Origin of the sequence: Spirilliplanes yamanashiensis (assembly GCF_016863475.1) — a bacterium.
In the GTDB taxonomy this organism is placed as follows: Bacteria; Actinomycetota; Actinomycetes; order Mycobacteriales; family Micromonosporaceae; genus Spirilliplanes; species Spirilliplanes yamanashiensis.
Window position 1 is genome coordinate 291,277 of sequence record NZ_BOOY01000026.1, and the last position, 23,457, is coordinate 314,733.

Genomic DNA, 23,457 nt, shown 5'->3' on the forward strand with positions numbered 1-23,457 from the left:
CTCAGCGCACCCGCACCCAGCGGCCGACCGACGGCACGCCGTCGTGGTCGACGAGGAACAGCATGTAGTAGCCGGACGGGACCAGCCCCTTCTTCTTCGGGATGGACAGGCCGACCGAGCCGGGCCCGGGCGTGACGTCCAGGGCCACCGACCGCTGGTCCACATCGGTCACGTGGGTGACGGCGCCGGGGCGCATGAGCCGCGCGGCGCGGATCCGGCCGGGCGCCGGCGTGGCGAAGGTGACCGTGGTGCCGCGCTTGACCGCCTCCGGCCCCCCGGTGATCACCGGGCGGTCGCCCTTGAACAGGTACGGCGGGCTCCAGATCTCGATGCGCTTCTCGAACGTGCCCGGGTTCTTGCCGGTCTCGTCGTAGAGCGGGTCGCCGCCGAGCGTGATGACCCGGCCGTCGGCCAGCAGCAGCGCCTCGGCGTGGTAGTTGCGGCCCACCGTCGAGTCGGCCATCGGCTCGAACCGGTTGCGGGCCGGGCGGTACAGCTGCGCGTTGAACAGGTCGCTGCGCGGCTTGCCCCGGTACTCCCCGCCGCGGTACCCCGACGAGCCGCCCGTGGTGAACACGGTGTCGTCCGGCAGCAGCACGGTGCTCAGGTAGCGGGTCGGGTGCGGCAGGTCCGGCCCCGGCACGTACCGCGGGTTGCGCTCGGTCAGGTCCACGATGTCGGTGCGCGCCGTCGACACCGGCGACTCGCCGACCTCGCCGCCGCCGAAGATCATCACCCTCTGGTCCTGCGCCGGCGGCAGCAGCACCGACGACGCGGTCTCCGTCATCCGCGGGTCACGCAGCCCCGGCACCTCCCGGAACCGGTTCGTCTTCAGATCCCACAGCCCCGGCGTACGCCCCTCGGTGTCGGAGCCGTACCCGGAGTTGGCGCCGGAGAAGAACAGCCGGTCGTCGGCGGTCAGGTGCAGCGCCGGGTACGTGGGGAACACGCGCGTCAGGTTCGGGGCGTCCACCCAGCGCTTCTGGTCCTTCAGGTAGCGCTCGTTGTCACCCGGGATCATCCGGCCGAACTCGTCCAGCCCGGACACCGCCAGGATGTCGCCGCTCGGCAGCTCGGCCAGCGTCGGGTACCAGCGGTGCTTCACCATCGGCCCCGTCTTCACGTACCGCTCGGCCACCGGGTCGAACTCGTACGACGTGCGGTCGCCGCCGTACTCCTGCTTCTCGCGGGTGATCTTGTCGGACAGCCCGTACAGGTTGCGGGCGTCGGCGCCCCTCAACCCCTCGATCCGGTACTGCGCCGGCTGCAGGACGATCGCCGCGTCCCCCGGCTCGACGGCGTCCACCCACACCTCGGCCTCGCCGGCGTGCTGCATCACCTTCGCGCCGTGCTTCATCACCTTCGCGGCGGGCACGGTCAGATCGTCGCGGGTCGCGTACACCCGGCCGTCCCGGCCCGTCAGCCGCGTCCCCTTCGGGAACGTGCGCGGCCCCCCGACCGCCGACTCGTTCTTGATCTTCATGACGCCGGCGGCGTGCGTGATGTCCTTCTCCAGCACCTCGTACGACTTCGTGCCGCCCGCCACCAGCAGATTGCCGTTGGGCAGGAACGTGTGACCGGCGCAGAACACGTCCGTCGGCGTCGGCACCTCCCGGAACGAGTCGTCCTTCGGGTCGTACAGCACCGTGCGGAACGTGCCCGCCTCGAAGTCCTCCCGGTTGTTGCCGCTGCCCGCGATGATGAGCACCTTGCCCGTGCTGAGCAGGGCGGCGTGGATAGCGTTCACCTGGAAGCCCTTGGGCACCGGCAGCATCGCCCAGTGGCCGTGCCGCTCCTTGTAGGACTGCCGGTTGATCGAGAACTCGTGATAGACGCCGGCGCCGTAGGCCACGATGGGCCGGTTCACGACACCGAGCACCGCGAGCACGGCCAGCGTGGCCAGGGCACTCAGCAGCCGGCGGGCGACGGTCGGGCGGGGGCGGGGGGTCCTCATGCGGGCGACTCCACGGGCTCGTTCGCGGACTTCTTCTGGGCGGGGATCTCGGCCTCGGCCTGGGGCTGCGCCTCGGGTTCGGGCGCTGTCTTGGTTGGGGGGCCGGGCTCGGGGCTCCGGGGGGTGGGCGCGGCCTTGAGGGCCGGTCCGGGCTCGGGTTCCGGCTCCGGCTCCGGCTCGCGCTCCGGCCCGGGCTCGGGCTCCGGCTGCGGGTCGGGGGGTGGCGCCGGGGCGGCCTCGGCGTTCGGCTCGGGCTTGGCCTCGACCTCGGGCTTGGCCTCGACCTCCACCTCGGCCTCGACGTCGGCCTCGACCTCGACCTGGACCTCGGCCTGGACCTCCGGCTGGGCCTGGACCTCGGGCCCGGCCTGGACCTCAAGCTTCGCCCTGCCTTCGGCTTCGGCCTCGGCTTGCGTCTCGGCTTCGGCCTCCGTCTCCACCTGGGCTTTCTCCTCGGCCTCGACCTCTTCCTCAGCCACGGCCTCGGCCTCGGCCTTCTTCTCAGCCACGGCCTCGGCCTCGGCCTTCTTCTCGGCCTCTACCTCGGCCTCGGCCTTCGGCTCGGCCGCGGGTGCCGGGTCGAAATCCACCACCGGCGGGGACCACGGCTCACTCCCTGGCTCGAAGGCCCGGACGACGACCGGCCCGGTCGCCGGCTCGGTCGCCTGCCCGGCCGACGACGCGGCCACCGGGTCGGAGGCCGGGTCGGCCGCCGGGTCCGCGTTCGTTTCGGGGGCCGGGTCGCGGAAGATCGGGATCTCCCGGGTCTCGGCGGCCGGCACGATCGGCAGCAGGCGGGTGTGTTCCGCCAGGGCGGCGGGTGCGCGCCGCCGCCGGTGCCGCTGGGCCAGGAAGATCGCGGGCGGCAGCAGGCAGATGGCGAGGTTGAGCGACGGCCACACCCACATCGGGCCGTTGACGTGGCCGGCGAACGGGGCCACCGCGAGCAGCAGGGCGTAGAAGCCCGCCCAGCGCAGGCTGCGGTGGAAGGTAAGCAGCCGGTCGGGGCTGGTCGAGTCGCCCTTCGGCGTCACCACGAAGCCGCTCGTCCTGCGCAGCACCGCCTGCACGAACGATGACACGTACACCGGGGTGGACAGCGTGGACACCAGCATCCCGGTGAGCCCGGACGAGCCGGCCTCCTCGTGTGGGCTGGTGTTGTGCCGGCGGTTCCACACGTACAGGCCGATCTGGAACAGGGCGGCGTCGACGTAGAGCATCAGCCACACCTCCAGCGGCACCTGCACGCCCTGGGCGCCGAGCAGCAGGTAGCAGGCGGCGTTGAGGGCGCCGAGCAGCCAGGCCAGCGCGGTCAGCGGGTAGTACGACATGAGCAGCGCGTAGTGCAGGGAGCGGCGCAGGCCGAGCCGCCAGCCGAGCTTGTGGAAGGAGGTGACGGCGACCTCGTCGGTGCCGCGCGACCAGCGGTGCTGCTGGCTGAAGTAGTCGGTCCACGACGAGGGGCCCTCGCCGACGGCGAGGACGTCCGGTGTGTACACCGAGCGCCAGCGTTTGCCGGTGGCCGGGTTCTTGTTGCCGTGCACCACGAGGCTGGTCGCCATGTCCTCGGTGATGGAGTCCTGGAGGCCGCCGATGGCGCGCAGCGCGTCGAGGCGCACGGCGTTGTTGGTGCCGACGAGCATGGCGATGCCGTGCCGGTTGCCGGCGCGCTGGAGCAGGGAGTGGAACAGGTACTGCTGCGACTCGGCCCAGCGGGTGACGACGTTGTCGTAGTTGCCGTAGATCTGGGGGCCGACGACGAACGCCACGTCGGGGTCGCGGAAGTAGCCGAGCATGCGTTCGCCGAAGTTGGGCGCGGGCACGTGGTCCGGGTCGACGGAGATGAAGACGTCGTACGCCTCGCCGTGTTCGGCGACCCACGCGTTGTAGTTGCCGTGCTTGGTCTTGGCCTTGTACGCGCCGCCGGCGGTGTTGTACTCCTCGCGGCCCTTGCGGCTGAAGTGGCGGGCGCCGACCCGGGCGCACATGGCCTTGACGGTGGTGTCGTCGCCCTCGTCGAGCAGCCACACGTCGTACGGGCCGGTGTGCCGGATCTCCTTGGCGGCGCGCAGGGTGCGCTCGACCATCTCGACGGGTTCCTTGCCGGGCACGATGGTGGTGAGGAACGCGACGCGCAGGTCGGCCTGCGGGCTGACCGGCACCGGGTCGCGCGCCCACAGGGTGGCCAGGCACAGGGTGACGACGTTGACGAGCCGGAACAGCTCGATGAGAGCGGTGGCGCCGATCATCGTCAGAGTGGCGGCGTGCAGGGCGGGCTGCATGCCGCGGTCGGGGACCTCGATGGACGAGACGAGCCAGGCGAAGAACGTCGCCTCGAACGCGAACGCGAACAGGGTGATGAGGGCGGTGAGGAACGGCCGGCGCCGGGCCAGCGGGCGCATGCGGACCCGGTAGGGGCCGGTCGGCACCGGGTCCAGGGGGCCGGCGAGCACGCTGAAGCCGTCGTAGTCGTAGCCGTCCAGCGCGTACGCGGCGGCGTACACGCGGCCGCCGCCGGTGGCGGGCCGCCGTTGCAGCGGCACGGCTCTGGCCCGTGCGGGGCCGTCGACGGGCGACGGCCGGGCGGGCACGGGTTTGACGGGCACGGGCGCAGACCTGAAGCGCATCGACGTCCTCTCACCTCGGAACGGTGGAGTGTTCTCGATGTATCGATGCGTCCGTCGCACAATCGGTGCGTTCGTCCGGGAAAGTTATGATTTGGACGGATGTCGATGGATGATCTCGCCTGCTCAACGCGCGCGGGCCGATCCGGCAACGGTGTCGGACCCGCGGACTACTCTGGGAACCGCACCCCCCGCCTCCGGCGTTTCGGGGGTCTCGTCGCGTGCCCGGTGGGGGTTTGTCATGCAGTTGTCCGGTCTGCTCAGCGCCGCCCTGCGCGATCGCGGGCTGGCCCGGGCCCGCGATCTGGCGCGGGCCGGCTTCCCCGACGCCGACGCGCTCGACCTGACCGCCCCGGCGGCGCTGCGCCCGTTCGTGGTGGCCGCGGTCGCCGCCGACGCCGGCCGGCCCGTGCTCGCCGTCACGGCCACCTCGCGCGAGGCCGACGACCTGGCCGACGCGCTGGGCTGCCTGGTCGAGCCCGGCCGGGTCGCCGTCTACCCGTCGTGGGAGACGCTGCCGCACGAGCGGCTGTCGCCCCGCTCCGACACCGTCGGCCGCCGGCTCGCCGTGCTGCGCCGCCTCGCGCACCCGGACGACGCGCCCGGCGGCGCCCTGCAGGTCGTCGTCGCGCCCGTGCGGTCGGTGCTCCAGCCGCAGCTCAAGGGCCTGGGCGACCTCGAACCCGTCGAGCTGCGCACCGGCGGCGCCGCCGAGCTGGAGGACGTCGCCCGGCGGCTGTCCGGCATGGCGTACGCGCGGGTCGACCTGGTGACCAAGCGCGGCGAGTTCGCCGTGCGCGGCGGCATCCTCGACGTGTTCCCGCCCACCGACGAGCACCCGTCCCGGGTCGAGTTCTGGGGCGACGAGGTCGAGGAGATCCGCACCTTCGCCGTCGCCGACCAGCGCACCATCGACCCCGTCGACCGGCTCTGGGCGCCGCCGTGCCGCGAGCTGCTGCTCACCGACGACGTCCGGCGCCGCGCCTTCGACCTCAGCGTCGAGCACCCCGAGCTGGCCGAGATCCTCGACAAGCTGGCCGGCGGCATCCCCGTCGAGGGCATGGAGTCGCTGGCGCCCGCCCTGCTCGACGGCACCGACTCGATGGAGCTGCTGCTCGACTGCATGCCCGCCGGCACGCACGTGCTGCTGTGCGACCCCGAGCGCATCCGCACCCGCGCGCACGACCTGCTGCGCACCTCGCAGGAGTTCCTCGAGGCGTCCTGGGCGGCCGCGGCCGTCGGCGGGCAGGCCCCGGTCGACCTGGGCGCCGCCGCGTTCCGCTCGCTGGCCGACGTGCGGGCCGAGGCCGCGAAGCTGCGGCAGCCGTGGTGGTCGGTGTCGCCGTTCGGCCTGGCCGAGGCCGCGGCGCAGGAGCCGGACCAGCCCTGGCTGGAGCAGCCGTCGGTCGAGGTCAGCCCCGACCTCGGCGACGCCGTCGCGCTCAAGGCGCAGCCCGTCCCGCTCTACCACGGCGAGACCGCCCGGCTCGTCGACGACCTCGGCCGCTGGGTCGCCGACGGCTGGTCCGTCGCGCTGGTGTTCGAGGGCCACGGCACCGCGCAGCGCTCCGTCGAGCTGCTACGCGACGCCGGGCTGGGCGCCGCGCTGGTCGACGGCATCGAGACCCCGCCCGAGCCCGGCCGCCTGGTGGTCACCTGCGGCGGGCTCAACCACGGCTTCGTCGACGAGCTCGCCAAGGTCGCCGTCATCACCGGCAACGACATCAGCGGCGGCCGCGGGGCGTCCACGAAGGACATGCGCAAGATGCCGTCCCGGCGGCGCAACATGATCGACCCGCTGGAGCTGAAGACCGGCGACCACGTCGTGCACGAGCAGCACGGCATCGGCCGCTACGTCGAGCTGGTGCAGCGCACCGTCAACGGCGCCGAGCGCGAGTACCTGGTGATCGAGTACGCGGCGAGCAAGCGCGGCCAGCCGGGCGACCGGCTGTTCGTGCCCACCGACCAGCTCGACCAGCTGTCCCGCTACGTCGGCGGCGAGGCGCCCACCCTGCACAAGATGGGCGGCGCCGAGTGGCAGAAGGCCAAGTCGCGCGCCCGCAAGGCGGTCAAGGAGATCGCCGCCTCCCTCATCCAGCTGTACGCGGCGCGGCAGTCGTCGCAGGGTCACGCGTTCGGCCCCGACACCCCGTGGCAGCGCGAGCTGGAGGACGCCTTCCCGTACACGGAGACGCCCGACCAGCTCGCCGCCATCGAGGAGGTCAAGCGCGACATGGAGCAGTCCGTCCCGATGGACAGGCTGATCTGCGGCGATGTCGGCTACGGCAAGACCGAGATCGCGGTGCGGGCGGCGTTCAAGGCGGTGCAGGACGGCAAGCAGGTCGCCATCCTCGTGCCCACCACGCTGCTCGCCCAGCAGCACTTCAACACGTTCACCGAGCGGATGGGCCAGTTCCCGGTGCAGCTGCGCCAGCTGTCGCGGTTCCAGACGCCGAAGGAGGCGGCCGCCACCATGGAGGCCGCGGGCGACGGCAGCGCCGACATCGTCATCGGCACCCACCGGCTGCTGTCGCAGGCCACCCGGTTCAAGAACCTCGGGCTGATCATCGTCGACGAGGAGCAGCGCTTCGGCGTCGAGCACAAGGAGCACCTCAAGCAGCTGCGGGCCAGCGTCGACGTGCTGACCATGTCGGCCACGCCGATCCCGCGCACCCTGGAGATGGCGATCACCGGCATCCGCGAGATGTCCACCATCGCCACCCCGCCCGAGGAGCGGCACCCGGTGCTGACGTTCGTCGGCGGCTACGACGACAAGCAGGTCGCCGCCGCCATCCACCGCGAGCTGCTGCGCGACGGCCAGGTCTTCTTCCTGCACAACCGGGTCGAGTCGATCGACCGGGCCGCCCGCAAGCTGCGCGAGCTGGTGCCCGAGGCCCGCGTCGCCGTCGCCCACGGCCAGATGGGCGAGGACGCCCTGGAGAAGGTCATGGTCGGCTTCTGGGAGAAGGAGTTCGACGTGCTGGTCTCCACCACCATCGTCGAGTCCGGCATCGACATCCCGAACGCCAACACCCTCATCGTCGAGCGCGCCGACCTGCTCGGCCTGTCCCAGCTGCACCAGATCCGCGGCCGGGTCGGCCGCGGCCGCGAGCGCGCGTACGCCTACTTCCTCTACCCGCGCGAGAAGCCGCTCACCGAGCAGGCCCACGAGCGGCTCGCCACCATCGCCCAGCACACCGAGCTCGGCGCCGGCATGTACGTGGCCATGAAGGACCTGGAGATCCGCGGCGCCGGCAACCTGCTCGGCGGCGAGCAGTCCGGCCACATCGAGGGCGTCGGCTTCGACCTGTACGTGCGCATGGTCGGCGAGGCCGTGCAGCAGTTCAAGGGCCAGCGCCCCGAGGAGGAGCCCGAGGTCAAGATCGACCTGCCGGTCGACGCGCACCTGCCCACCGAGTACATCTCGGTCGAGCGGCTGCGCCTGGAGATGTACCGCAAGCTCGCCGAGGCGCGCGACGCCGCCCGCCTCGACGAGGTCGTCGCCGAGATGACCGACCGCTACGGCGAGCCGCCGCAGCCGGTGAGGAACCTGGTCGCGGTGGCCCGGTTCCGGCTGGTGGCCCGCGCGTACGGGCTCACCGACGTGTCCATGCAGGGCAAGCACATCCGGTTCGCGCCGCTGCCGCTGCCCGACTCCAAGCAGATGCGGCTCAAGCGCTACCACCCGGACAGCGTCTACAAGGCGGCGACCGACCAGGTCAGCGTGCCGCGCCCCAGCACCCGCCGGATCGGCGGCGAACCGCTGCGCGACGACGCCCTGCTGCAGTGGTGCGCCCAGTTGCTGAAGGACGTGCTGGGTGAGGTCCCCGCACCGGTGAGCGCATGATCGGATTTCCGGGGGTCGGCGACGTACGTCACAGCACCCGTGAGAGAGTGACGACCATGCAGCGTGCCCGCCGAGTAGCCGTCACCGCCGTCGCCGCCGCCCTCGCCGTCACCGGCCTGGCCGCCTGCCAGAACGAGCCCGGCGTCGCGGCGTACGTGGGGGACACCCGGATCACCGAGGACCGTGTCGACGCCATCTACACCGAGGCGCGCGACAAGCTCACCGCGTCGGTCGAGCGCACCGGCCAGGAGCAGGGCGGCCAGGCGCCCGGCCCGGTCGAGATGCCGGTGACCCGCCGCGACATCGTCACCAACCTCGTCGGGCTCGACGTGCTGCGCGGCATCGCCGAGCAGCGCAACCTGCAGCCGGCGCAGATCCCGGTCGAGCAGGTCGCGCAGGGCGTCGGCCTGCCCGCCGACACCGAGTACGTGCGCACGTTCGCGGAGTACCGCGGCTACCTCGACGCGTTCGCCCGCACCGTCACCCCGGCCGCGCCGAGCGACGCCGACCTGATGGACGTGTACGAGCGGCTGAAGGCCGGCGGCGCCCAGACCGGCGGCGACTTCGCGGCGTTCAAGGGCTCGATCGGCGAGCAGGACCAGCAGGTCCTCGCCGAGAACATCGGCCTGCGCAACGCCCTCGGCGAGGCGGCCGCCGCCGCGAACGCCCGGGTCAACCCGCGCTACGGCGACGCCGAGATGCAGCTCGTGACGTTCCGCAACGAGCAGGGCCAGACCCGCCCGCTGGTGGTGCTGTCCTTCAACGCCGAGACCGGCGAACCGGCCGTCGTCGACCTGCCGTGACCCCGCCCGGCGCCGGCCGGATCGTCCTGCTGGTCACCTCGCCGCGGCTGCCCGCAGGCCTGCTGTCGGCCGCCGCGTGGGACCTGGTGCGCGCCCACCCGGTGCTGACCGCCGCGGACGGCGAGACGGTCACCGCGCTGCGCGCCGCCGGCGCCACCGTCACCGTCGGCGCGGCCGACGAGCAGACCCTGCTCGACGCGGTCGCCGCCCACGGCACCGTGGTGTGGCTGGCCGGCCCGACCGGCGACGAGGACCTGGCCCGCCGCCTCGGCCTGCGGCTCGCCCGCGAACCCGCCCTGGCCGAACTGGAACTCATGTACGGCTCGTGGGACCCGCCCGGCGCCCGCCTGCTCGACGCGGTCGCCGTCATCGACCGGCTAGCCTCGCCCGGCGGCGACCCGTGGAAGCGCCAGCAGACCCACGCCAGCCTCGCCACGTACCTGCTGGAGGAGGCGTACGAGGCCTACGACGCCATCGACTCCGGCGACCTCGACGCGCTGCGCGAGGAACTGGGCGACGTGCTGCTCCAGGTGGTGCTGCACAGCCGCCTCGCCGAGGAACTGCCCGACGAGCACCGGTGGAACGTCGACGACGTGGCCGGCACGCTCGTCGAGAAGATGGTCCGGCGCAACCCGCACGTCTTCGCGGGCGAAGAGGTCGCCGACGTCGACGAGATCATCGAGAACTGGGAACGCATCAAGAAGGCGGAGAAGGCCCGCGGCTCCGCCATGGACGGCATCGCCCTGTCCCAGCCCGCCCTGGCCCTGGCCGCGAAGATCCTGCAACGCGCCGACCGCGCCGGCCTGACCGTCCCCCTGCCCACCGGCGACGACCTGGGCGCCCGGCTGCTGGCCGCGGTGGCGGCGGCCCGCGCCGTGGGCGAGGACGCCGAGGAGTCCCTGCGCCGCACCGCCCTGGCGTACGCCGAAGCGGTGCGCGAGGCTGAGGGCGCCGGCGACCGCTGAGCCGGTGCGGCAGGCCAGACTGTTCGAAAGCGGTCATCCGCGCTGCCCCGCGCGGCCGGGACGGCCCGTCCGTTGATGCGCGGCGTGGCGGGTGCGTCTCGACAGGCGGAGTAACGTCATCGCATGCCGGAGTTCGTGCCGCTCGCGGAGCGCATCGTCGACGCCGTTCTCGCCGCCAATCCCGGGGTCGCCACGTACGCGGGCGATCACCGTCACGACGACAAGCTGACCGACCTGTCCGCGGACGCCGTGGCCGGGCAGGTGGCCATGCTGCGCGACGCCGCCGACGTGCTCGCCGGGCTGGACACCGACGATCTGGGGCCACAGGAGCGGGTGGACCACGCCATCCTGTCGTCGATCGTGGACCGGGGCATCTTCGAGGCCACCCAGGTGCGCGAGCACGAGTGGAACCCGCTGGAGCACAACCCGGGGCCGCTGCTGCACGCGTTGCTGAGCCGCGACTTCGCGCCCGCGGAGGAGCGGCTGGCGAACATCGCCGGGCGGCTGGCGGCGATCCCGGACGCGCTCGCCACGGCGCGGGCGGTGCTGCGGGACGTGCCGACGATCCACGCGGAGACGGCGGTGGGGCAGTTCGCGGGCACGGCGTCGCTGATCCGGGACGAGTTGCCGGCGCTGGTGGCGCAGGCGCCCGCGCTGAAGGGCGAGGTGGAGCCGGCGGCGGCGGGGGCGCTGGCGGCGCTGGACGAGTTCGGCGGGTGGTTGCGCGACGGGCTGTCGGCGGGTGATCCGGGGCGGGACCCGCGGCTGGGGCGGCGGCTGTGGGAGGCGCGGCTGTGGCACACGCTGGACACGGAGCTGCCCGCGGCGGAGGTGCTGGCGCGGGCGCAGCGGAACCTGGCGGCGGTGGGGGAGCGGCTGCGGGAGGTGTCGGCGGAGCTGGTCGGCGGCCCGGCGACGGACGAGACGGTGCGTGAGGCGCTGGGGCGGCTGGCGGCCGACCACCCGGACAACGCGTCGATCGTGGGTCTGGCGCGGGAGACGATGGCGGAGGCGACGGCGTTCGTCCGGGACCACGACGTGGTGACGCTGCTGGACGACCCGTGCGTGATCGAGGAGATGCCGGAGTTCGCGCGGGGCGTGGCGGTGGCGTACTGCGACGCGCCGGGGCCGCTGGAGACGGCGACGGTGCCGACGTTCTACTGCATCTCGCCGACCCCGGCGGACTGGCCGGCGCAGCGGGTGGAGTCGTTCTACCGCGAGTACAACAACCACATGATCCGGAACCTGACGGTGCACGAGGCGATGCCGGGGCACTTCCTGCAGCTGGCGCACTCGCGGCGGTTCCGGGGCAGCACCCGGGTGCGGGCGCTGGGCTTCTCGGGCCCGATGGTGGAGGGCTGGGCGGTGTACGCCGAGGAGCTGATGGCCGACCTGGGCTTCGGCGGCCCGGCGATCCGGCTGCACCAGCTGAAGATGCAGCTGCGGATGAGCCTGAACGCGATCGTCGACCAGCTGGTGCACTGCGCGGACCTGCCCGAGGCGGAGGCGATGGCGATGCTGACCGGGCCGGGCTTCCAGGAGGAGGGCGAGGCGGCCGGCAAGTGGCGGCGGGCGCTGCTCACGTCGACGCAGCTGTCGACGTACTTCGTGGGCTGGACGGAGATGTCGGCCATCGCGGCGTCCCGGCCGTTCGGGGCGACGCCGCGGGCGTGGCACGACGCGATGCTGGCGCACGGCTCGCCGGCGCCGCGGCACCTGCGCGCGCTGCTGGACGTGTGAGCCGCGGGCGGCATTCACTCACGCGCGGGTCCGGGCCGCCGGTGTCAGGATGCACGGATGAAGCATCGTCAGGTCACCGTCGGTGATGCCTCGCTGCACGTGATCGAGGCCGGCGACCCGGCCGCGCCGCCGGTGCTGTTCCTGCACGGCTGGCCGCAGTCGGCACAGAGCTGGGCGCCGGTGCTGGAGCTGGCCGCGGAGACCCACCACGCGCTGGCGGTCGACCTGCCCGGCATCGGCGGCTCGACGGGCGCCACGGACGGCTCGAAGCGGGCCGTCGCCGAGGTGGTGCGCCTGCTGATCGAGCGGCTGGGGCTGCGCCGGCCGCTGCTGGCCGGGCACGACCTCGGCGGCATGGTGGTGTACGCCTACCTGCGCCGCTACCACGACCTCGGCCGGGCGGTGATCATGAACACCGTGCTGCCGGGCGTCGCCCCGTGGGACGAGGTGCTGCGCAACCCGTACCTGTGGCACTTCGCCCTGCACGCGGTGCCGGACCTGCCGGAGCAGCTGGTGACGGGGCGCGAACGGCCGTACTTCGACCACTTCTTCGACGTGCTGTCGCCGGACCCGGCGGCGATCGGCGAGGCGGAGCGGGCGGCGGCGGTGGCCGCGTACCGGGGCCCGGCCCTGCGCGCCGGCTTCGACCTGTACCGGGCGCTGACCTGGGACGCCGCCGACAACGAGCTGTGCGCGCAGGACGGCCCGGCCCCGACGCCGGTGCTGTACGTGCGCGGCGAGCACGAGCCGGGCGACCCGGACGCGTACGTGAAGGGCCTGGCGGACGCGGGCGTCACCGACGTCGAGTGCGCGGTGGTGCCGGGCGCGGGGCACTTCGCGCCGACGGAGAACCCGCGCGCGGTGTGGGACCTGGTGCGCCGCTTTCAGTGACCGGCGGTGCGGGCGCGTTCCTGCATCTGCCGGCGCAGCACGTGCCGGCGGATCGCCTGGGCGGCGGGCTCGTCCGGCTGGAACCCGAAGACGACCTCGACCTGCTCGTCGACCCGGCTGTCGAGCACGGTGGCGGCGACCTCGACGCTGTCGTCGTCCAGCTCGACGAGCAGCACCACCTGCTGGCCGGGCTGGGCTTGGCGGCCGTCGAACCGGGCGCGCAGGCCCTGCTCGCCGAGGTCCTGCACGTGGCCGGGCACCGCCTCGGGCGAGTCTGCCGGGCGCACCCAGACCTTCTCGCCGCCGCCGCCGCGCACGAACCGGCGCACCTGTTCCAGCACGGGCTCGGCGGACCGGGTCACGGTGAGCCGGTGCCCGGCGGCCTCGCCGACCCGGGCGTCGGCCGTCCAGCGCCCGCGCGGCCCCGCCGACCAGCGCAGCGTCACGGCCGCGCCGGGCTCGACGACCGGCTCGGTGTGCGCGGCCGACACCCGCAGCGTCAGCACGGCGTCCTGGACGAGCTCGACCCGGGCACGGACGGTCGTGCCGTCGGCCGTGCTCAGCGTGACGGTGGAGTGCAGGGCGGGTGCGGTCATCTCGTACCCCCGATCGGCGGCCGCGGCGGGCGTCTGAGTTCGGCAGGCGGGAAGTTCACCGGGCGGCCACGACCCGGCGGGGCCTGCTCGATACGCTCGGGGTCGGCTCGCCGCAGGGCGGCCGGACCACGAACCAGAGGAGCGAGACCAGCATGGCCACCATCGAGGGAATCGTCGCCCGGGAGATCCTCGACTCGCGGGGCAACCCCACGGTCGAGGTCGAGGTCGGCCTGGACGACGGCACGATCGCGCGCGCCGCGGTGCCGTCCGGCGCCTCCACCGGCGCTTTCGAGGCGCTCGAGCTGCGTGACGGCGACAAGGGCCGCTACCTGGGCAAGGGCGTCGAGAAGGCCGTCGCCAACATCGAGGACAAGATCGTCGACGAGCTGATCGGCTGGGAGGCCAGCGAACAGCGCCTCATCGACCAGCGCATGCTCGACATCGACGGCACCGCCGAGAAGTCGGAGCTGGGCGCGAACGCCATCCTGGGCGTCTCGCTCGCGGTCGCCAAGGCCGCCGCCGCCTCCGCCGGGCTGGACCTGTTCCGCTACGTCGGCGGCCCGAACGCGCACCTGCTGCCGGTGCCGATGATGAACATCCTCAACGGTGGCGCCCACGCCGACTCGAACGTCGACGTGCAGGAGTTCATGATCGCCCCGATCGGCGCGCCGACCTTCAAGGAGGCGCTGCGCTCGGGCGCGGAGGTCTACCACGCGCTGAAGTCGGTGCTGAAGAAGAAGGGCCTGTCGACCGGCCTGGGCGACGAGGGCGGCTTCGCGCCGAGCCTGCCGACCAACGCGGCCGCGCTCGACCTGATCGCCGAGGCGATCGAGACCACGGGCTACACCCTGGGCACCGACATCGTGCTGGCGATGGACGTGGCGGCGACCGAGTTCTACAAGGACGGCGCGTACGTCTTCGAGGGCACCCCGAAGTCGACCGAGGAGATGATCAACTACTACGCCAAGCTCGCCGAGACGTACCCGATCGTCTCGATCGAGGACCCGCTGGCCGAGGACGACTGGGCCGGCTGGTCGGCGATGAGCGCGCAGCTCGGCGGCAAGCTGCAGATCGTCGGTGACGACCTGTTCGTCACCAACCCGCAGCGCATCGCCCGCGGCATCGCCGAGGGCGCCGCCAACGCGGTGCTGGTGAAGGTGAACCAGATCGGCTCGCTGACCGAGACCCTGGACGCCGTCGAGATGGCGCACCGGGCCGGCTTCAAGACGATGATGAGCCACCGGTCCGGCGAGACCGAGGACACCACCATCGCCGACCTGGCCGTCGCCGTCGGCAGCGGCCAGATCAAGACCGGCGCCCCGGCCCGCTCGGACCGCGTCGCCAAGTACAACCAGCTGCTGCGCATCGAGGAGGAGCTGGCCGACGCCGCGCGTTACGCGGGCGCCGGCGCGTTCCCGCGCTACCGCAAGGCCTGACACAGGCGTACGAACGGGCGGACCCGGTCGGGTCCGCCCGTTGCGTTCAGTGTGTTGTGACGCGCCGTGACCGGGCATAGTGTCCGGTACGGGGACGCACGCCCGGTGACGACGCGTGGGGGAGGGGGAGCCGCATGACGCAGCGCCGCACACCCAGCGGTCAGGGTCCGGCCCGCCGCCCCGGGCAGTCCCGGGCGGGCAGCCGGGTCACCGGCCGCAGCACCACCCGCGAGCCGGCCGGCCTGCGCGCCGAGCCGCGCACCCCCGCCCGCACCCCCGCGCGCGGCACCGGCCGGGCCGCGCCCGCCGCCCGCTCCGGCAGCCGCCCCGCGGCCGCCCGCCGGGCCGCCGTCGGCGGCGCCGCGAAGCGCACGGCCGCCCCGCAGCCGCGCCGGTTCACCGGCCGGGCCACTGTGCTGCTGGTCGTGCTGGCGGTGCTGGCGCTGGGCTACACGTACCCGATCCGGGTCTACCTCGACCAGGAGTCGCAGATCGCCGAGACCAAGGCGGCGATCGCGGCGCAGCAGAAGGCCATCGCGGACAAGACGGCCCAGGTCGCCAAGTGGCAGGACGACGAGTACGTCATCTCGCAGGCCCGCAAGCGTTTCTACTACGTGCCGCCGGGCGTGACGCCGCTGATCGTGCTGCACGACGAGGCAGGCGCCGCCCGCGACGCGGGGGTGCCGCCCGTGCCACCCGCCCCGGACCGCTGGTACGACTCGCTGTGGTCGAGCATCGAGGCCGCCGACAAGGAAGCTCCGTGACGTTGGAACCACCCGCCGACCGCGATCTGGCCGCGGTCGAGGCCCAGCTGGGCCGGCCCTCCCGCGGCACCCGTGCCGTGCACCGCTGCCCGTGCGGCAACCCCGACGTGGTCGAGACCGAACCGCGGCTGCCCAACGGCACCCCGTTCCCGACGACGTACTACCTGACCTGCCCGAAGGCGACCGCCGCGTGCAGCCGGCTGGAGTCGGAGGGGCTGATGCGCGAGATGGCGGCCCGGCTCGACACCGACCCCGACCTGGCGAAGCGGTACGCGGCCGCGCACGAGGACTACCTGGCCCGCCGCGCCGGGCTGGGCGACGTGCCGGAGATCGCCGGCATCTCCGCCGGCGGCATGCCCGACCGGGTGAAGTGCCTGCACGTGCACCTCGGGCACGCGCTGGCGGCGGGGCCCGGCGTCAACCCGTTCGGCGACGAGGTGCGCGAGCTGATCGGCGCGTGGTGGAGCGGCGGGCCGTGCGTGACGTCCTGATCCGGCGTGCCCGCACCGGCGACGTGCGCGGCATCCGGCGCCTGGTCGACACGTACACCGGGGGCCGCCGGATGCTGACCAAGGCCACCGTGACCCTGTACGAGGACGTGCAGGAGTTCTGGGTGGCCGAGACGCCGGACGGCCGCCTGGCCGGCTGCGGCGCCCTGCACGTGATGTGGGAGGACCTGGCGGAGATCCGCACGGTGGCCGTCGACCCGGAGCTGCGCGGGCGGAAGATCGGCCACCGGATCGTCGAGGCGCTGCTGGACACGGCCCGCGAGCTGGGCGTGCAGCGGGTGTTCTGCCTGACGTTCGAGACCCGGTTCTTCGGCTCGTTCGGGTTCACGGAGATCGACGGGGCGCCGGTGCCGCCCGCGGTGTTCGAGCAGCTGCTCGTCTCGTACGACGAGGGTGTGGCCGAGTTCCTCGACCTCGAACGGGTCAAGCCCAACACCCTCGGCAACACCCGCATGCTGCTGCACCTGTAACTTTCGCGCCATGACGCGAGTGGCGGCGATCGACTGCGGCACGAACTCCATCCGGCTGCTGGTGACCGACGACGGCACGGCGGACCTGACCCGGCGGATGGAGATCGTCCGGCTCGGCGAGGGCGTCGACCGCACGGGCCGGCTGTCGGACGCGGCGCTGGAGCGCACGGAGCGCGCGCTGCGCTCGTACGCGGCGGCGATCGAGGAGCTGGGCGCGACGAAGGTGCGGATGTGCGCCACGTCGGCCTCGCGGGACGCCTCCAACGCGGCGGACTTCCGGGCGATGGTGCGCGGCATCCTCGGCGTGGACCCGGAGGTCATCTCGGGCGACGAGGAGGCCCGGCTGTCGTTCGCGGGCGCGGTGCGCGGCCTGACCGCGGCGGCGCCGTACCTGGTGGTGGACATCGGCGGCGGCTCGACCGAGTTCGTCACCGGCACCGACTCGGTCGCCGCGGCGCTGAGCGTGGACGTCGGCTGCGTGCGGATGACCGAGCGGCACCTGCACGGCGACCCGCCGACGGCGGCGGAGGTGGCCGCGGCGGAGGCCGACATCACGGCGGCCGTCGACCGGGCGCTCGCGGCCGTGGACGGCCGCGCGGCCGCCACGCTGGTCGGCCTCGCCGGGTCGGTCACGACCGTGGCGGCACTGGCTCAGGGCCTGCCCGGGTACGACCCGGTGCGCATCCACCACGCCCGCATCTCGTACGCCGACGTGGCCCGGGTGACAGCGGAGCTGCTGGCCGCCCCGGTGGCGGACCGGCTGGCGCTGCCGGTCATGCACCCGGGCCGGGCGGACGTGATCGGGGCGGGCGCCCTGGTGCTGCGGGTCGTCATGGAGCGCTCGGGCCACGACGCGGTGGTGGCCAGCGAGCACGACATCCTGGACGGCATCGCCTACTCCATGATTGACGGCACTTCGTAAAGCACAGCGGGGCTGGGCGCCACCGGCCACCTGACCACCTCCGTGGTGCCCAGCGCCGCCGGACCGCACCGCAAGTGCCACGCGCTCACCGCGCCGGCGCCGGCCCACCTGCTCGACGACAGCGGCCAGCCGCAGGGCCTGCCGCCCCGCATCGGCGGCAGCGAGGCGGTCGCCGTCATCCTCGTCGCCGCCGGCGTGGTCGTCTCCGTGTGGACGGGCGCCGCTCCACCGGGCTCGCCGGGTGGCCGGGGCGCGCGCTGCACGCGTCCACCGAACCCGACTCCGTCGCCGTCCACATAACACCTGCGTAACGGGGCAGCGGAGCGACGGGTGTGATCGCTACCGTTCCGGCGTTCGTTTCGCTGTGAGTTTCCTGGAGAGGTAGTCCCGTGACGCACCCGGTAGCGCCGCCGCCCGCGGAGTCCCAGCAGGGCCCGAGCCCCGAGGGTGCGGTCCCGCCGCCCCCGCCGATCCCCGGCCACCCGGGCGAGCAGAAGAAGTCCGGCAAGGCCCGCATCCTCGGCATCGTCGGCACGATCCTCGTCGTGCTCGTCGTCATCGGCCTCAAGACCGGCCTGCGCAGCGTGTTCGACTCCGACCCGCTGAAGGACGCGGCCGCCGGCACCTGCGTGACCGACACGCCGAAGGCCGAGGACACGGAGATCGTGCCGTGCGGCGACGCCAAGGCCGCCTTCACGGTCGCCGGCCGCGTCGACGACGTGTCGAAGGCCAAGATCGACGCCAACCCGAACGGCGAGCTGTGCGCCGCCTACCCGACGGCGGAGTACACGCTCTGGTCGTCGGAGGAGTACCTGCTCTGCCTCGCGCCCAACAAGAAGTGACGGCCCGGCCCGCCGGCACCCCCGCGGGGCCGGCGGGCCGCCGCCCGTGATGTGCTGAGGCGCGTGACGACGCGTACCCCGGCCGAGGTGGTGGCGCACGCGGCCGGCGCCGCGGATCTGGCCGCGCTCGACGCGCGGATCACCGACTGCTTCGCCTGCCCGCGCCTCGTCGCGTGGCGCGAGGAGGTCGCCGCGGTGCGCCGCGCCGCCTTCCGCGACCAGCTGTACTGGGGCCGGCCCATCCCCGGCATGGGCCCCGCCGACGCCGCCGTCGGCATCCTCGGCCTCGCGCCCGCCGCGCACGGCGGCAACCGCACCGGCCGCATCTTCACCGGCGACCGCTCCGGCGACGTGCTGTTCGCCGCCCTGCACCGGGCCGGCCTCGCCAACCAGGCCACCAGCGTCTCCCGCGACGACGGCCTCGAGGTGCGGCACACCCGGATCTTCCCGGCCGTGCGTTGTGCCCCGCCCGACAACAAGCCCACCCCGGCCGAGCGCGACACCTGCGCGCCCTGGGTGCACCGCGAGGTCCAGCTCATCGCGCCCACGCTCAAGGTGGTCGTGGCGCTCGGCGGCTTCGCCTGGGCGGCCTGGTGGCCCGTCCTGCGCGCCGTCTACGGGGTGCGCCCGCCGTCGCCGCGGCCGGCGTTCGGGCACGGGGCACTCTGGAGCGCGCCGGGCCTGCCGCACCTGCTCGGCTGCTACCACGTCAGCCAGCAGAACACGTTCACCGGCCGGCTGACCCCTGGGATGCTGGACGACATCATGGCGCGCGCGAAGGAGCTCGCGGGGCTGGCATGATTCAGCGGATGGACCTCGCCGCGCTGCGCCGCTGGTGGCCGCTGGCCGCCGTCGCCGTGCTGCTCGGCGTCGCCGCGTTCGCCGCCGGGCACTCGTCGCCGCAGCTGGAGCGCATCGAGCCCGGCCTGCAGATCACCATCGGCCCCGACCAGAGCGACCGCTTCGAAGACGTCGCCCGGCCGCCCCAGGAGGCCCCGGCCGGGGTCCCCGAGGACCCGGGCGCCGGCCTGCCCGAGTGGGTCACCCGCGCCGCCCTGATCGTGGTCGGCGTCCTGGCCGCCGGCGTCGTGCTGCTCGTCGTCGCCGCGCTCGTGCGCGACCAGCTGCGCCGCCGCGCCCGCCGGCCCGGCCCCCGGGCCGCCGAGGAGCCCGCCGCCCAGCCCGCCGACGACGTCGTCGCCGCGCTCGACGCCGGCCTGCAGGACCTGTCCGACACCGACCGCGACCCGCGCCGCGCCGTCATCGCCTGCTGGGTCCGCCTCGAACAGGCCGCCGCCGCGGCCGGCACCCCGCGCCGCCCCGGCGACACGCCCGCCGACCTCGTCGGCCGGCTGCTCGCCGAGCAGCGGGTCGCCGCCGGCGTGCTCGCCGACCTGGCCGGGGTGTACCGCCAGGCCCGGTACGCCACCCACCTGGTCGACGAGCGGATGCGCGCCGACGCCCGCGACGCCCTCCAGCGGCTGCGCGCCGACCTGTCGACGGGCCCCCGGGCATGAGCGCGGACGAGGACCGCGGGCTCGACCTGCTGTTCGGCGCCGCGCCCGAGGCCGAGGAGGCGCCGGCCGAGGAGGACGCGCCGCGGCGCGCCGGCGGCGTCGGCTGGTGGGTCAAGAACGCCCTGGCCATCGCCCTGCTCACCGCTGCGGCCGTCGGCGGCATGCGGCTGGTCGGCGTGCGGCTGCCCGTGGTGCTGCTCGCCGCCGGGTTCGTGGCGCTGCGCGCGCTGTGGCTGATCGTCGCCGCCGTCGCCCCGCCGCCCGCCCCGCGCGCCGCCGCCCGCACCAGCCCCGCCGACAACGAGGGCCACTACCGGTTCTCCTCAGGCGACGCGCTGCGCACCGCCGTACGCCGCTGGGAGAACCGCCTGCAGGGTCCCGCCGACGCGGCGCGGTTCTCGCGTAACGTGCTGCCGGTGCTCGCCGAACTGGCCGACGAGCGCCTCCGGCAGCGGCACGGGCTCACCCGCGCGTCCGACCCGCAGCGCGCCCGCGCGCTGCTCGGCGAGCCACTGTGGCGGCTGCTCGACGACCCGCACCGCAAGCCCCCGAAGGCCAAGGAGTGGGCCGCCCACGTGCAGGCCCTGGAGAAGCTGTGACGAGAGGAATGTCCGTGGCTGAGCAGCACGCGATCGCCCCGCACGAGGTGGGACGGCTGGCGCGCGCCGTGCTGGAGAGCGTCGGCAGCGTCGTCGTCGGCAAGCGCGACGCGCTCGAGCTGGTGCTCGCCGGCATCCTCGCGGGCGGCCACGTGCTGCTGGAGGACCTGCCCGGCCTCGGCAAGACGCTGACGGCCCGCACCTTCGCCCAGGCCCTCGGCCTGGACTTCCGGCGCCTCCAGTTCACCCCCGACCTGCTGCCCGCGGACGTCACCGGCTCCTTCCTGTACGACCAGAGCAAGGGCGACTTCGCGTTCCGGGCCGGCCCGGTGTTCACGAACCTGCTGCTCGCCGACGAGATCAACCGCACCCCGCCGAAGACCCAGTCGGCGCTGCTGGAGGCCATGCAGGAGAAGCAAGTCTCCGTCGAGGGCGTCACCTACCGGCTGGACCCGCCGTTCCACGTGCTCGCCACCGCCAACCCGATCGAGTACGAGGGCACGTACCCGCTGCCCGAGGCGCAGCTCGACCGGTTCCTGATCCGGGTGTCGTTCGGCTACCCCGAGCAGGAGGAGGAGTGGGAGGTGCTGCGCCGCCGGATGGCCCGCCGCCAGGAGGACGCCCACCTCAGCCCGGTCGTCGACGCGCCCACGCTGGTCGCCATGCAGACCGCCCTGGAGGCCGTCGCCGTCGAGGACTCCATCGGCCGGTACATCGTGCAGCTCACCGCCGCCACCCGCGAGCACGCGTCGGTGCTGGTCGGGGCGTCGCCGCGCGGCTCGCTGGCGCTGCTGCTGCTCGGCCGCGCCCGCGCCGCCATGGCGGGCCGCGACTTCGTGGTGCCCGAGGACATCAAGGAGGTGGCCGTGCCCGCGCTCGCCCACCGCATCACGCTGCGGCCGGAGATGTGGCTGCGCCGCGTCGACCCGTCCTTCGTGGTCAACGAGGTCCTCGGCTCGGTGCCGGCCCCCGCCAGCGGGGCGCTGCCGACGTACGCGGGCGGCTTCCCGGGCGGCGACCGGGCGTGACCCTGGACCTGCGCCCGGCGGTCCCCCCGGTCCACAGCGACCAGCCCGCGGCCGACGACGACACCCCGCGCTGGGCGCCCACCCGGGCGTTCGGCCGGACGGTGCTGCTCACCGGGCTGCTGCTGGTGCTCGGCGTCGCCCTCGGCCGGGTCGACCTGGTGCTGCTGGCGGCCCCGTTCGCGCTGGGCGCGGCCGTGCACCTGCGCCGCCGGCCGGTGTCGGCTCCCGAGGTGGTGATCGAGGCCGACGACGCGTACGTGGTCGAGGGCGGCGACGTCACCGCCGGGCTCACCGTCGTCAACCCCGACGAGGTGGGCTACGACCTGGTGGTCGTGCGCACCCTCGTGGCGCCGTGGCTCGACCTGCCCGGCAGCGACCGCCCGTTCGCCGTCACGGTCGCCCCCGGCCTCGACCACGTCGTCGAGCTGCCCGGCACGGCCCGGCGCTGGGGGCGGCACAACGTGGGCCCGGCGGCCGCCCGGGTCGCCGCGTGCGGCGGGCTGCTCGCCTGCCGCCCCGTCGTCACGCCGCCGCGTGGGGTGCGCGTCTACCCGGTCACCGACCCGTTCCGCGCCGACGAGGCCATGCCGCGCGCCGCCGGCCTGGTCGGCAACCACCGCTCCCGGCGCCCCGGCGAGGGCGGCGAGCTGGCCGGCGTGCGCGTGTTCGCCCCCGGCGACCGGCTGCGCCGCATCGACTGGCGGGTGTCGCTGCGCACCCGCTCCCTGCACGTCGCCTCCACGCTGTCCGACCGCGACGCCGAGGTGGTGCTGCTGCTCGACGTGCTGGGCGAGGCCGGCACCTCCGGCGGCGTCAACGGCACCGCGTCCGTGCTCGACACCACCGTCCGGGCGGCCGCGGCCATCGCCGAGCACTACCTGCACCGCGGCGACCGGGTCTCGCTGCTGGAGTACGGCGCCGCCGCCCGCCGGCTGCGCGGCGCCACCGGCCGCCGGCAGTACCTGACCGTCCTGGAGTGGCTGCTCGACGTCCGCGCCGACGGCGCCGACCAGCCGTCCTACGAGCAGGTGTTCGGCGTGCAGCAGATCTCGTCGAACGCCCTCGTCGTCGTGCTGACCCCGCTGGTCGACCCGCGCTCGGCCGAGATGCTGGCCCGGCTCACCCAGTCCGGCCGGTTCCTGGTGGCCGTCGACACGCTGCCCGCAGCGGCCGCCCCGCCCGAGCGCAGCGCCTGGACGCCGCTCGCGCACCGGCTGTGGAAGATGGAGCGCGACAACACCGTCGGCCAGCTGCGCGAGCACGGCGTGCCCGTCGTGGCGTGGGCCGGCGCGGGCAGCCTCGACCTGGTGCTGCGCGACGTCGCCCGGCTCGCCTCCGCGCCCCGGGCGGTGGGCCGGTGATCCTCGCCGACCGGCTCGCCCGGGCCCGCACCGTCGCCACCCGGGCGGCGCTGATCCCGCTGCTCGTGCGCGCCGCCGTGTTCCTGTGCGGGCTGCTCGCGGCCGTGGTCGCGTACCCAGGCTCGCTCGTCTCCTCCCGCCTGCTCGCGCTGCTCGCCGTCGTGGCGCTGTGGCCGGCCGTCGCCCCGCGCGGCCGGGGCGCCACCGCCGCCGTGCTGGCCGTGCTGGCCGGCTGGATCCTCGACACCACCTGGTACGACGCGCCCATCGAGCTGTGGCGGGTGCTGGCGATCGCGTCGCTGACGTACCTGCTGCACAGCTTCGCCGCGCTGGCCGCCGCCCTGCCGTACGACGCCACGGTCGAGCTGGACGTCGTCACGCTGTGGGCCGGCCGGGCCGCCGGTGTGGCGCTCGCCTCAGCCGTCCTCACCGTGATCGTGCTCTCCGTCGCCGACATCGGCGGCGGCGTCCACCTGGCCGCCACCCTGGCCGGCATCGCGGTCGCCGTGGCGGCCGCCGCGCTGCTCGCGTGGCTGCTCAGGCGCCCCTGAGCGGCGGCTGGGAGTTCGGAAACAGCTCGGCAACGCGC

At 74.2% G+C, this 23,457-nt stretch carries 21 protein-coding genes; 18 read left to right on the forward strand and 3 right to left on the reverse strand.

Features of this window, described 5'->3' with window-relative positions:
* Position 1: 1 nt before the first annotated feature.
* Both glxA and Sya03_RS18240 read right to left on the reverse strand, forming a co-directional pair.
* Positions 2-1,954 carry a radical copper oxidase GlxA gene (gene glxA / locus Sya03_RS18235; protein WP_203939504.1) on the reverse strand — a complete coding sequence of 651 codons (1,953 nt, stop codon included), beginning with the start codon at positions 1,952-1,954 and terminating at the stop codon, positions 2-4.
* Positions 1,951-4,560: a glycosyltransferase family 2 protein gene (locus Sya03_RS18240; RefSeq protein ID WP_239107639.1), complete on the reverse strand. Its 2,610-nt coding sequence runs from the start codon at positions 4,558-4,560 to the stop codon at positions 1,951-1,953. Before Sya03_RS18240 ends, glxA begins: the two co-directional genes overlap by 4 nt.
* 259 nt (positions 4,561-4,819) lie before the next feature.
* Here Sya03_RS18240 and mfd point away from each other — a divergent pair, with 259 nt between their 5' ends.
* The 5 genes from mfd (at position 4,820) to Sya03_RS18265 (ending at position 12,824) form a co-directional block, all read left to right on the forward strand.
* Positions 4,820-8,425, forward strand: a complete 3,606-nt coding sequence (mfd, locus tag Sya03_RS18245; RefSeq protein ID WP_203939505.1) for a transcription-repair coupling factor — start codon at positions 4,820-4,822, stop codon at positions 8,423-8,425.
* A 56-nt stretch (positions 8,426-8,481) separates the two neighbouring features.
* Positions 8,482-9,228 (forward strand): hypothetical protein, encoded by a 747-nt coding sequence (locus tag Sya03_RS18250; protein ID WP_203939506.1) that lies wholly within the window; start codon positions 8,482-8,484, stop codon positions 9,226-9,228.
* The gene (locus Sya03_RS18255; RefSeq protein ID WP_203939507.1) at positions 9,225-10,193 is read left to right on the forward strand and encodes a nucleoside triphosphate pyrophosphohydrolase; all 969 of its coding nucleotides are present in this window, start codon (positions 9,225-9,227) and stop codon (positions 10,191-10,193) included. The genes Sya03_RS18250 and Sya03_RS18255 overlap by 4 nt, the downstream gene beginning before the upstream one ends.
* A gap of 123 nt (positions 10,194-10,316) precedes the next feature.
* Complete coding sequence (locus Sya03_RS18260; protein WP_203939508.1) at positions 10,317-11,933, forward strand: DUF885 domain-containing protein; 1,617 nt, start codon at positions 10,317-10,319, stop codon at positions 11,931-11,933.
* 57 nt (positions 11,934-11,990) lie between these two features.
* Positions 11,991-12,824, forward strand: a complete 834-nt coding sequence (locus Sya03_RS18265; protein ID WP_203939509.1) for an alpha/beta fold hydrolase — start codon at positions 11,991-11,993, stop codon at positions 12,822-12,824.
* On the opposite strand, the gene Sya03_RS18270 is transcribed toward Sya03_RS18265, so the two are convergent.
* Positions 12,818-13,420: a PilZ domain-containing protein gene (locus tag Sya03_RS18270; protein ID WP_203939510.1), complete on the reverse strand. Its 603-nt coding sequence runs from the start codon at positions 13,418-13,420 to the stop codon at positions 12,818-12,820. The genes Sya03_RS18265 and Sya03_RS18270 overlap by 7 nt on opposite strands.
* A 152-nt stretch (positions 13,421-13,572) precedes the next feature.
* On the opposite strand from Sya03_RS18270, the gene eno reads away from it, so the two are divergent.
* The 13 genes from eno (at position 13,573) to Sya03_RS18335 (ending at position 23,419) form a co-directional block, all read left to right on the forward strand.
* Positions 13,573-14,856: a phosphopyruvate hydratase gene (gene eno, locus Sya03_RS18275; protein ID WP_203939511.1), complete on the forward strand. Its 1,284-nt coding sequence runs from the start codon at positions 13,573-13,575 to the stop codon at positions 14,854-14,856.
* A gap of 134 nt (positions 14,857-14,990) precedes the next feature.
* Positions 14,991-15,620, forward strand: coding sequence for a septum formation initiator family protein (locus Sya03_RS18280; RefSeq protein WP_203939512.1), 630 nt, complete (start codon positions 14,991-14,993; stop codon positions 15,618-15,620).
* Positions 15,617-16,111: a DUF501 domain-containing protein gene (locus Sya03_RS18285; RefSeq protein ID WP_370871957.1), complete on the forward strand. Its 495-nt coding sequence runs from the start codon at positions 15,617-15,619 to the stop codon at positions 16,109-16,111. The genes Sya03_RS18280 and Sya03_RS18285 overlap by 4 nt, the downstream gene beginning before the upstream one ends.
* Entirely contained in the window at positions 16,096-16,599 is a 504-nt protein-coding gene (locus Sya03_RS18290; RefSeq protein WP_239107640.1) for an amino-acid N-acetyltransferase, read from the forward strand. Before Sya03_RS18285 ends, Sya03_RS18290 begins: the two co-directional genes overlap by 16 nt.
* Before the next feature lie 10 nt (positions 16,600-16,609).
* Positions 16,610-17,521, forward strand: coding sequence for a Ppx/GppA phosphatase family protein (locus Sya03_RS18295; protein WP_203939513.1), 912 nt, complete (start codon positions 16,610-16,612; stop codon positions 17,519-17,521).
* A gap of 45 nt (positions 17,522-17,566) precedes the next feature.
* Positions 17,567-17,821: a hypothetical protein gene (locus Sya03_RS18300; protein WP_203939514.1), complete on the forward strand. Its 255-nt coding sequence runs from the start codon at positions 17,567-17,569 to the stop codon at positions 17,819-17,821.
* A gap of 89 nt (positions 17,822-17,910) precedes the next feature.
* The gene (locus Sya03_RS18305; RefSeq protein ID WP_203939515.1) at positions 17,911-18,363 is read left to right on the forward strand and encodes an LppU/SCO3897 family protein; all 453 of its coding nucleotides are present in this window, start codon (positions 17,911-17,913) and stop codon (positions 18,361-18,363) included.
* Positions 18,364-18,426: 63 nt separating this feature from the next.
* Entirely contained in the window at positions 18,427-19,164 is a 738-nt protein-coding gene (locus Sya03_RS18310) for a uracil-DNA glycosylase (protein ID WP_203939516.1), read from the forward strand.
* Between the two features lie 8 nt (positions 19,165-19,172).
* Positions 19,173-19,880, forward strand: coding sequence for a DUF4129 domain-containing protein (locus Sya03_RS18315; protein WP_203939517.1), 708 nt, complete (start codon positions 19,173-19,175; stop codon positions 19,878-19,880).
* Positions 19,877-20,479, forward strand: coding sequence for a hypothetical protein (locus tag Sya03_RS18320; protein WP_203939518.1), 603 nt, complete (start codon positions 19,877-19,879; stop codon positions 20,477-20,479). The genes Sya03_RS18315 and Sya03_RS18320 overlap by 4 nt, the downstream gene beginning before the upstream one ends.
* A gap of 14 nt (positions 20,480-20,493) precedes the next feature.
* Positions 20,494-21,507: an AAA family ATPase gene (locus Sya03_RS18325; protein ID WP_370871959.1), complete on the forward strand. Its 1,014-nt coding sequence runs from the start codon at positions 20,494-20,496 to the stop codon at positions 21,505-21,507.
* 2 nt (positions 21,508-21,509) lie between these two features.
* Positions 21,510-22,868: a DUF58 domain-containing protein gene (locus tag Sya03_RS18330; protein WP_370872144.1), complete on the forward strand. Its 1,359-nt coding sequence runs from the start codon at positions 21,510-21,512 to the stop codon at positions 22,866-22,868.
* Positions 22,865-23,419 carry a hypothetical protein gene (locus Sya03_RS18335; protein ID WP_239107641.1) on the forward strand — a complete coding sequence of 185 codons (555 nt, stop codon included), beginning with the start codon at positions 22,865-22,867 and terminating at the stop codon, positions 23,417-23,419. Before Sya03_RS18330 ends, Sya03_RS18335 begins: the two co-directional genes overlap by 4 nt.
* The last annotated feature ends 38 nt before the right edge of the window (positions 23,420-23,457 follow it).

Excerpts from the sequence above, each read along its gene's own strand:
- glxA (WP_203939504.1), bottom strand. The coding sequence starts at position 1,954 with ATGAGGACCCCCCGCCCCCGCCCGACCGTCGCCCGCCGGCTGCTGAGT.
- mfd (WP_203939505.1), top strand. The coding sequence starts at position 4,820 with ATGCAGTTGTCCGGTCTGCTCAGCGCCGCCCTGCGCGATCGCGGGCTG.
- Sya03_RS18250 (WP_203939506.1), top strand. The coding sequence starts at position 8,482 with ATGCAGCGTGCCCGCCGAGTAGCCGTCACCGCCGTCGCCGCCGCCCTC.
- Sya03_RS18260 (WP_203939508.1), top strand. The coding sequence starts at position 10,317 with ATGCCGGAGTTCGTGCCGCTCGCGGAGCGCATCGTCGACGCCGTTCTC.
- Sya03_RS18265 (WP_203939509.1), top strand. The coding sequence starts at position 11,991 with ATGAAGCATCGTCAGGTCACCGTCGGTGATGCCTCGCTGCACGTGATC.
- Sya03_RS18270 (WP_203939510.1), bottom strand. The coding sequence starts at position 13,420 with ATGACCGCACCCGCCCTGCACTCCACCGTCACGCTGAGCACGGCCGAC.
- eno (WP_203939511.1), top strand. The coding sequence starts at position 13,573 with ATGGCCACCATCGAGGGAATCGTCGCCCGGGAGATCCTCGACTCGCGG.
- Sya03_RS18280 (WP_203939512.1), top strand. The coding sequence starts at position 14,991 with ATGACGCAGCGCCGCACACCCAGCGGTCAGGGTCCGGCCCGCCGCCCC.
- Sya03_RS18295 (WP_203939513.1), top strand. The coding sequence starts at position 16,610 with ATGACGCGAGTGGCGGCGATCGACTGCGGCACGAACTCCATCCGGCTG.
- Sya03_RS18315 (WP_203939517.1), top strand. The coding sequence starts at position 19,173 with ATGGACCTCGCCGCGCTGCGCCGCTGGTGGCCGCTGGCCGCCGTCGCC.
- Sya03_RS18320 (WP_203939518.1), top strand. The coding sequence starts at position 19,877 with ATGAGCGCGGACGAGGACCGCGGGCTCGACCTGCTGTTCGGCGCCGCG.